Source organism: Dyadobacter sp. (genome assembly GCF_051859145.1).
Classification (GTDB): Bacteria; Bacteroidota; Bacteroidia; order Cytophagales; family Spirosomataceae; genus Dyadobacter.
Window position 1 is genome coordinate 1 of record NZ_JBHYGF010000178.1, and the last position, 8037, is coordinate 8037.

An 8037-nucleotide genomic window follows, 5' to 3' on the forward strand; every position below is an offset into this window, starting at 1 on the left:
ACATTATTTCGGTACTTGAAAAACTGGACGGTACCGGTGACCTGCTCCTGTCGCTTCGAGCCATTCAATCAGCGTTGCAGAACCCGCAGGAACTTCTGACTACCAATGAAAAACTTACCAGCGAACTGTCAAGATTAGCGCTTCCGCTTCAAAGACCGACTGTCATGAAAGTGGACACCTTCTTTCGTACAGATCACAATCAGCTAAGTGACAGACTTATTAGCGAAATCAGCGCAAGCGTGGAGAAACTGATGGTGCTCAACCAATCCAGACTACCCGGCGATTTGCTGCATTTTAAGAAGAGACTGATTGAGCGGTATGGTGGAGAAGAGGTTTCACTTGCGGAAGCGTTAGACGAAGAAGTCGGCGTGGGATATGGTGCAAAATGCTGCGGGGCCAGTTCACCGATGATTGAAGACCTGGATCTGCCAGCCAATGAACCGGTAGTCACGCAAGCTGAAACCTGGTGGCAGCAATTTTTAGCCGATAAGTACTTCAATGCGGTTCAGGCAGGAGAAAACGAGATCAGGTTGACAGAAGAAGACCTCCTGTTCATCTCTAAAAACCGATCGGGAGAGACACGTACAAGGAAGGCAGGCAGCTTCTTTCTGTTTGGAAATCTGCTCGCCGCGTCGAACCAGGCATTGGAGCAAGGTAAGTTTCAATTCAATTTAATCGCTTGCCAGGGAACATCCGCCGTGAACATGATGAGCCGGTTTGCCCAAGGTATCGACGGGCTGGAAGAAAAGCTGCAACACTGCGCGCGCACTGAACAGCAAATGCACCCGGAAGTAATCTTCGCTGAGATCATCCATCATCCTGATAGCAAAGCCGGTAACATCGTAAACAGACCTGCGCTATATAAATATGAAATCCCCTATCTGGGACAGGCAAGTGTAAGTGAAGCTTCCAGAATCCGCGTTAATGACCTGATGGTTTCCGTGGTGAATAGTGAAATTATTCTGCGGTCAAAACGTTTGAACAAACGGGTAATCCCGCGTTTGTCAAACATGCACAACCACCGGAAAGGATTACCTGCTTACCGCTTCCTTGCCGATCTTCAGGAGCAGGATGCAAATCTGAACCTCGTCTGGGATTGGGGATTCCTCGCAAAGCAACCGCATCTACCAAGGATTAGCTTCGATAAGATTATTGTTACCCGTGAAAGCTGGGTGCTGCAAACCAGTGCATTTGCCCAAGTTTCTATACAGGCACTTCAACAGCATTTACTGCAATTGAAGGTGCCAGGCCGGTTTGTGGTAGCATCTGGCGATAATGAACTGCTGATTGATAGTTCGCTGCCCGATTCCATACAGCTGCTTGCTGACATTTGTAAAAAAAGTGAGACCGTCAGGCTGCTGGAATTCCTCGGAGAGTCTGAGCAATGCATTCTTACAAATGGCAATGAAAAGTTTGTGTCTGAACTCGTAATTCCCTTTGTTGACCGGAGCATCGCTCCTATTCCTGGTTTTTCGGTGATAGAGAATGATAACATTTCAACCAACCACATTTTAGGAGATGAATGGTTATATCTAAAGCTCTATACGAATGATAAATCAAACGAATCGCTCCTGATCAGCCAGCTATATCAAACCGTAAGCAAGTTGCTTCGGACTGAAACCATCGATTCATTTTTCTTCGTGAGATACCAGGATCCTGGTCCGCATCTTCGCTTGCGCTTTAAGGGAAATCCTGCCGCTAAATTTCACATTAAGGTTATCAGGATCATCAGAAAGGCACTTGAACCTTTTGTTAAATCGGGCGTGGTGTATAACATGCAGACCGACAATTATCAGAGAGAAATCACCAGGTATGGCCGGCAAAATATAGAATTGTGTGAGCAGTTTTTCCATCTGGATTCGCTTGATACCATGCGGTTCCTTTCTAGCCGGACGTGCGAAGAGCACGAGCGCTTCTTATTTGCCGTGAAGAAAACTGACCTGATTCTCACGCGGTCAGGATTTTCATTGAAACAAAAGCATGCATTGCTGGATAAGCTCAGAGATGGTTTTTTTCAGGAATTCAAAGGAGATACTGCCTTACGTAAAAAGCTGAATGTCAGATTTCAGCAAAGCAAGAATGAGATACATCAAACGTTGCTCCTGGCTGAATTCGATGTTTGCGCAGAACAGCAGCAAATACTGTCCCAACTTACCACGACCGACAACCTTCCCATAGAATCTCTACTGGCAAGCTTGATTCACATGAGTATCAACCGCATTTTCGTCGGCCAGCAAAGAACTTACGAGCTTATTTTGTACCACTGCCTGCTAAAATACTACGACGCACAGATCGCGATCAGAAAACCAGTCGAAAACCGAAATATTCCGATCGGATCACATTGAGTGAGGCTTACGTCCTAGAAGAAATTCGGACGCAACTTTAAGCATTTCTGACTTCTTCAACCGACAAGCCTGTTAGCTCCCGGATAAGGTCTTCATGCATTCCCTTCGCCTTCATTTTCCGCACAGTTTCAAGTTTTGCAAAAAGGATCCCCTCCTTTTTACCTTCCTTCAAAAGGTACTCCGTAGTTGCGTACCAATCTCTTTGTTGTTTCAAACTTGCATCATACGCCATCTTTTCTTCTTTGGTTAAGTTACTGACCTCAGCGATCTCAAACAGTTTTTCAAAAACAGGCTTACGTAAAAACAACGGTAATTTATCCAATTCATTCATATGTTTCAATAAGAACAGCCAATTATCCATGGAGGAACAAAGTTGTTTCTCCTGCTTATCAAACCTGGGAATTTCGACGTAAACAAAGCCCAGCTTTTTATAGAATACCTCCCCTGACGGATATCGCAAACTGATCCTGTGAATGAAATCATGCTCGGCTGCATCATCAAAGCAGAAATCCATAATCCCGATCAGGTAGACTGGTTTTAAAAGATAATCCCATTTGGTTAAGCTAACCGGAACCTGGTCCCTTATCAGCGAAGATACATAATAGAGGCACCTGTCTTTGAAGTACTCCTGACGAATCCGCTGCATTTCAATAATAAATTGTTCCCCATCAATTCCTTTACATAGCAAGTCAAAGATCACTTTGCGGTCACCGGGGAGTATTCCATTCTGCTCAGTTTTGTCGTAAGTCAAATCGGTAATAACGCGCTCGCCAGCCAACAGCGCATTCAGGAAATCGATAAGCAGATCCTTGTTCGGCTCGGAACCAAAGATTCTCTTGAAACCAAAATCGGTAAACGGGTCAATAAATCGGCCAGGTTTCGGAATATGCATCGTCATAGTGTGGTAAGTGCTTGCACAAAATTGCATATTTCTCTCCTACCCGCTCCCCGTTAAATGCAGGTTGTCGCGCCTGATTAGCAGCAGGCTGCACGCGATGTACAAAAGGCAGGTATGAATAATTAAAGCGTTCGTACAATTGACGCATTTCACCCCCAGCTTTGTCACGATCGGCACCCGCAGATTTCGTGAGGTTTTGCCAACTTTGTAACATCATCCATCACAAAAGAACAAGACATGGAAACGCAAGCTCAGAAGGTAACTGTATCAACAACAATCAATGCACCTGTTTCAAAAGTATGGACCTATTTCAATTCGCCGGAACACGTTACACAATGGTGTTTTGCATCTGATGACTGGCATGCGCCCAAATCTGAAAACGATGTGCGTGTGGGCGGATCCTTTACGACCACTATGGCAGCAAAGGACGGCAGTTTCAGCTTCGACTTTGGTGGCGTGTACACGCAGGTTGAAAATGAAAAGTTGCTTGATTACAATATGGCAGACGGCCGGAATGTCAAGGTGATGTTTGAAAGTAAAGGCGATAGTACCACAGTGACAGAGGTTTTTGACGCCGAAAGTGAAAATTCCGTCGAGATGCAGCAGCAAGGCTGGCAGGCTATTCTGGAAAACTTCAAGAAACACGTTGAAGCCAATTAGCAGATACTCACTTCCGTCAAAAAAGCTCTTTCCTGTCCAGGATGGAGCTTTTTTGTTGCTTTAAGCACACGGAACTAACGTAAAATAATACGGGCAAAATTATTTTTAGAAAATAACGTCGTCGCATTTGCTTATTCTAAAACTATAAACTTACTTTGTCTATCAAATTAATAGACTATGGCTTTCAAACCACCTGACAGCCATATTTCAAAACAGTAAATTATTCACTCATGAATGCGATTGTTTTTCAAGACGCACGTCTGGCTACACAGTCGGACAAGGTGGTATTTATTACAAAGCCTGATGCAAAGGCTGGTTATTGTAGCTGCTCCAACGCGTACGTGTCATAATATATATCCGGGAATATCCCTGCTGGCAGTTCGCCGTTGGGAGAAGGTTTTCGGTGGTTGGGAATTTTCCGCCCGACGATCGCGCTGCCGCGGGATATTCCCGAATATCCTTTTACTTTTTCGTCAACAAACTGCCTGCGTATATACCTGTTGGTTTACGCACGCAATTGTTCAAGCTAACACCCGGCAAACAATTCTGTTCACGGAATAAAGGAAGTACATTCAATTGCTTTTCAATGCAAATGCGACGTAACGATCTCCTGACCTGGTTTTCAGCTTCCCGCCGCCACAAGCGATTACTACAAACTGCTTTCCATTAACCATATATGTACATGGCGTAGCATATCCGGCAGCTGGCAACGTGCTTTCCCACAATATCTTTCCGGTTTGTTTGTCAAATGCGCGGATTTTCTCGTCGCGGCTGGCTGCGATGAAAACGATCCCTCCTGCTGTCACAAGCGGACCTCCGTAATTATCGGTGCCAGTTGGCGGTATCCCCTTCCTGGTTAGTTCCGGATATTCACCCAGCGGAACCTGCCAGCGGTGTTGCCCGGTATTCAGGTCCACCGCAGTAAGCGTTCCCCAGGGCGGCGCACTGATCGGGTAACCATTCCGGTCATACCATCGGTTGTATCCTGTATGCTGGTAAGGAATTGCCAGTTTTTGAGAAACAGCTACGTTTCCTGCTGATTCTTTGTCAAACAGAAAGTCCACGATCGCCTTCCGCTCTGCCTGCGAGATATGCGAAAAAGAAGGCATCATTCCCCGCCCCTTTTGCAGTACTTCGTGAGCCTGTGCTGGTTTGAACCGGTTGCCCAATTGCAAGAGAGAAGGATAAGAACCGTCGTGATTTCCCTTTTGATCCGCCCCGTGACAAGCTGCGCAATACAGATTGTACAGTTGCTTTCCGCTGTTACCGCCCCCATTCTTTGCCTTCGGCTCTGCTCTGGGGATCAATGTAGTATATACCGGAATCTCTTTTGCGGGTACGTACATGATGCCTTCGGGATCAGTAGCCGCCCCGCCCCATTGCGCACCACCATCGGTGCCAGGGTAAAAAATAGTCAGTTTTTCAGTCAGCGGAATGTAGGGCATTCCGGTTCTTGCTTTGCGGATCACCTGGATAAGTGAATCTTTATCAGCCACAAACGGGCTAAGGTCCTTTTCAGTAAAAGCCTGCCGGGTAAATGGAACGGGCAAGGATGGAATTGGCTGCGTTGGACTTACCTTTTCCCCTGCTACCCCATCCTGCGGAAAGGGCTTTTCTTCAATTGGAAATACCGGCTTGCCACTTACCCTGTCGAACACAAAGATGTGCCCCTGCTTGGTTGTGATCGTTACTACATCCACTTTTCTCCCATTCCTTGTAATAGTCAGCAAATTGGGCGGTGAAGGCGGGTCTCTGTCCCAGACATCGTGATGCACAAGCTGGTAATGCCAGAGCAGCTTCCCTGTTGCTGCGTCGAGCGCGAGCAAACAGTTGGCGTACAAATTATCACCGTGCCTGTTTCCTCCATAAAAATCATAAGCTGCCGAGCCAGTCGGTACGTACACGATCCCGCGAGGCCTGTCTACCGCCATTCCCATCCATGCATTGGCACCGCCGAGCCGCTCACGCGGATTGCCTGGCGACCAGGTGTTGTAACCTGGTTCTCCGGGTTTTGGGATCGTATGAAATGTCCAGACCAGCTTACCCGTACGCGTATCAAAGGCGCGCACATCGCCCAGCAATGCGGTTTCCCCTTCCGCGAGCCGCCCGCTGGTAATGATCAGGTTTTTAAAAATAGTATTGGGTGTATTGGCAGTGATGTACTCATCAGAGCCCGGACGTTCGATCCCCGTTTTCAGATCAATGCGGCCTTGTTCGCCAAATTCATCAATCAGCTTTCCGGTAGCCGCATTCAATGCATAAAGCCAGCGGCCAGCACCGAAGAAAATGCGTTTATCATTGCCGTCAGCCCAGTAAGTCACACCCCGGCTGAGGGTACCTCCGTTTTCTTGCAGGTTAGTCTTCCATATCTCCTTGCCAGACGCAGCTTCCACGGCAAAGGCCTGAATACCGGCTGAAACGCCGTATAGAACACCATTGATAATAATTGGATTACATTGAATTTGAGTGCGGCCATTCACGGTATCTGCTCCGCCGGAGGCGTAGGTCCAGGCAATTTCCAGTTTGTCCAGATTGCCTGCGTGGATTTGCTGCAATGGCGAATAGTGGCTGCGTGCGCCGTCACCATAATACTCGGGCCAGTCAGAATCAGTTGCAGACTTCCGAAATCCCATTATAAATACCAAAAGCAGCGCTGCTGCAGCGAGTAACATTTTTACCATAAAATCCTGATCAGTTACAGATAATCTGAAATCCCGTTCGGATATGGAAGCACGCAATGTTCTCAGCCTACTGCAATAAGACATTTACTTCGTAGTAAAATGACTTATTTAACGAGTTTGTTACGTAAAACAATGGATAGTCCGACCTGGTAAGGCTTTACCTGGAAGGAGCCTTCTGCATTCAGCAGTTTGGTGAACCCATATTCAAAATAGGGGCCGATATGTAAAGCTGTATTCCGTCCTACCCGCACCTGGCGGCCAATTCCCGCATTAGCCCAGACCATGTTTTTGCCTTCGGTAAACTCCCTGGTAAATTCTGCGCCGAACACTCCGTAAAAAGCGCGCAGTGCAGGCGCGCTGGGCACCACCTGCTTGCGAATTCCCAGACCAACCAGTTGCAATGTACGCTCGGAGCTGATGGAAGCATATTTTCGCCTGGCTTCTGCATTGCTGCCATTTGGAACAATCTCAAATTCATTTCCTGCCACTTCGTAGCTCACCGATTGCCTGTAATGCCCGTAGCTCAGTAGAAACTGCAACCCGTTTTTCTCCACACCTGCATTCAGCTTATAACCCAGCGTTTCGAAAGAAGCCGATCGCGGAAATTGAAAATTGCGGTAAAGCTGCCCCTGATTAGGTAAAATGTTCAGGATCTGGAAAGACTGTAAAGGCGTCACGCCTGCCAATAATGTCCATTCGCTACCTTCTTTCGGTTTTTTCACCGGAGCAGCTTCGAAGTACGCAATGGAATCAGTGATTGCGAGTGCCGGACTGTTCAAGTGTGCAGGAAGGCTGTTCAGATAGGCAATTTCGGCTATTTGAAGTTTTTCGATTGGATTTTCATTGTTATTGATTTCGACAACCGATTCATTCCGTGCGAGCTGAGATACTTCATTTTCAGTTTTCGAGAAAACAGTTGGTTCAACAACTTTGTTTTCAGCAAGCTCGGTATATTGTGCCTTGTTTGCATTTGTAATCGCCTTTTTGTCAAGTACAATCCGTACAGGAACCTGTAAAGCTCGCTTCTTCATTACTGCTAGCGACTTGGCATTTTCGTGAATCTCAATCTTTTTCGGCTCTTCTTTTTTCGCCAAAGTACTGATTGCCTTTCCGGTTGTGCCTGCTTCTGATTTTACCGTTGTTGCTTTCGCAGCAACTGCTTTCCCGCCTATCCCCTGCTTTGAACTGTAAAACAATGTACCCGTAAAAAGAATGGCGAACAGCAGACTTACGATTAACGTACGCTGAAATGCCTGCTCCTGCTGCCAGGTGCGAAGTTGTGCAAAAATGTTCTTCTTCAGGTCAGCGCCGGGCTGCAGTTCGAAGTCATCGAACCGGTTACGCAATGCATTGCGCAATTCGTTATCTATATGATCGTCAGGAGATTTCATAGTGCGTTATTCCTTTTTTTTCCAGTTTCTTGATTAACAAATTCCTTCCCTTGAAAAACTGG

At 46.7% G+C, this 8037-nt stretch carries 6 protein-coding genes; 2 read left to right on the top strand and 4 right to left on the bottom strand.

What is annotated here, in order from left to right:
- The coding region (locus ACTIE6_RS11670; protein WP_439556805.1) for a lantibiotic dehydratase at positions 1–2345 on the top strand (2345 nt) is incomplete at its 5' end.
- Positions 2346–2382: 37 nt separating this feature from the next.
- Here the strand turns inward: ACTIE6_RS11670 and ACTIE6_RS11675 are convergent.
- Positions 2383–3237 carry an Rpn family recombination-promoting nuclease/putative transposase gene (locus ACTIE6_RS11675; RefSeq protein WP_439556806.1) on the bottom strand — a complete coding sequence of 285 codons (855 nt, stop codon included), beginning with the start codon at positions 3235–3237 and terminating at the stop codon, positions 2383–2385.
- Positions 3206–3460, bottom strand: coding sequence for a hypothetical protein (locus tag ACTIE6_RS11680; protein ID WP_439556807.1), 255 nt, complete (start codon positions 3458–3460; stop codon positions 3206–3208). Before ACTIE6_RS11680 ends, ACTIE6_RS11675 begins: the two co-directional genes overlap by 32 nt.
- Before the next feature lie 20 nt (positions 3461–3480).
- Here ACTIE6_RS11680 and ACTIE6_RS11685 point away from each other — a divergent pair, with 20 nt between their 5' ends.
- The gene (locus ACTIE6_RS11685) at positions 3481–3903 is read left to right on the top strand and encodes an SRPBCC family protein (RefSeq protein WP_439556808.1); all 423 of its coding nucleotides are present in this window, start codon (positions 3481–3483) and stop codon (positions 3901–3903) included.
- A 572-nt stretch (positions 3904–4475) separates the two neighbouring features.
- Here the strand turns inward: ACTIE6_RS11685 and ACTIE6_RS11690 are convergent.
- Positions 4476–6584 carry an outer membrane protein assembly factor BamB family protein gene (locus ACTIE6_RS11690; protein ID WP_439556810.1) on the bottom strand — a complete coding sequence of 703 codons (2109 nt, stop codon included), beginning with the start codon at positions 6582–6584 and terminating at the stop codon, positions 4476–4478.
- Positions 6585–6688: 104 nt separating this feature from the next.
- Positions 6689–7975 (bottom strand): hypothetical protein, encoded by a 1287-nt coding sequence (locus ACTIE6_RS11695; RefSeq protein ID WP_439556809.1) that lies wholly within the window; start codon positions 7973–7975, stop codon positions 6689–6691.
- Positions 7976–8037: the final 62 nt, after the last annotated feature.

Coding starts and splice junctions, on each gene's coding strand:
- ACTIE6_RS11675 (WP_439556806.1), bottom strand. CDS start 3,237: ATGCATATTCCGAAACCTGGCCGATTTATTGACCCGTTTACCGATTTT.
- ACTIE6_RS11680 (WP_439556807.1), bottom strand. CDS start 3,460: ATGATGTTACAAAGTTGGCAAAACCTCACGAAATCTGCGGGTGCCGAT.
- ACTIE6_RS11685 (WP_439556808.1), top strand. CDS start 3,481: ATGGAAACGCAAGCTCAGAAGGTAACTGTATCAACAACAATCAATGCA.
- ACTIE6_RS11690 (WP_439556810.1), bottom strand. CDS start 6,584: ATGGTAAAAATGTTACTCGCTGCAGCAGCGCTGCTTTTGGTATTTATA.
- ACTIE6_RS11695 (WP_439556809.1), bottom strand. CDS start 7,975: ATGAAATCTCCTGACGATCATATAGATAACGAATTGCGCAATGCATTG.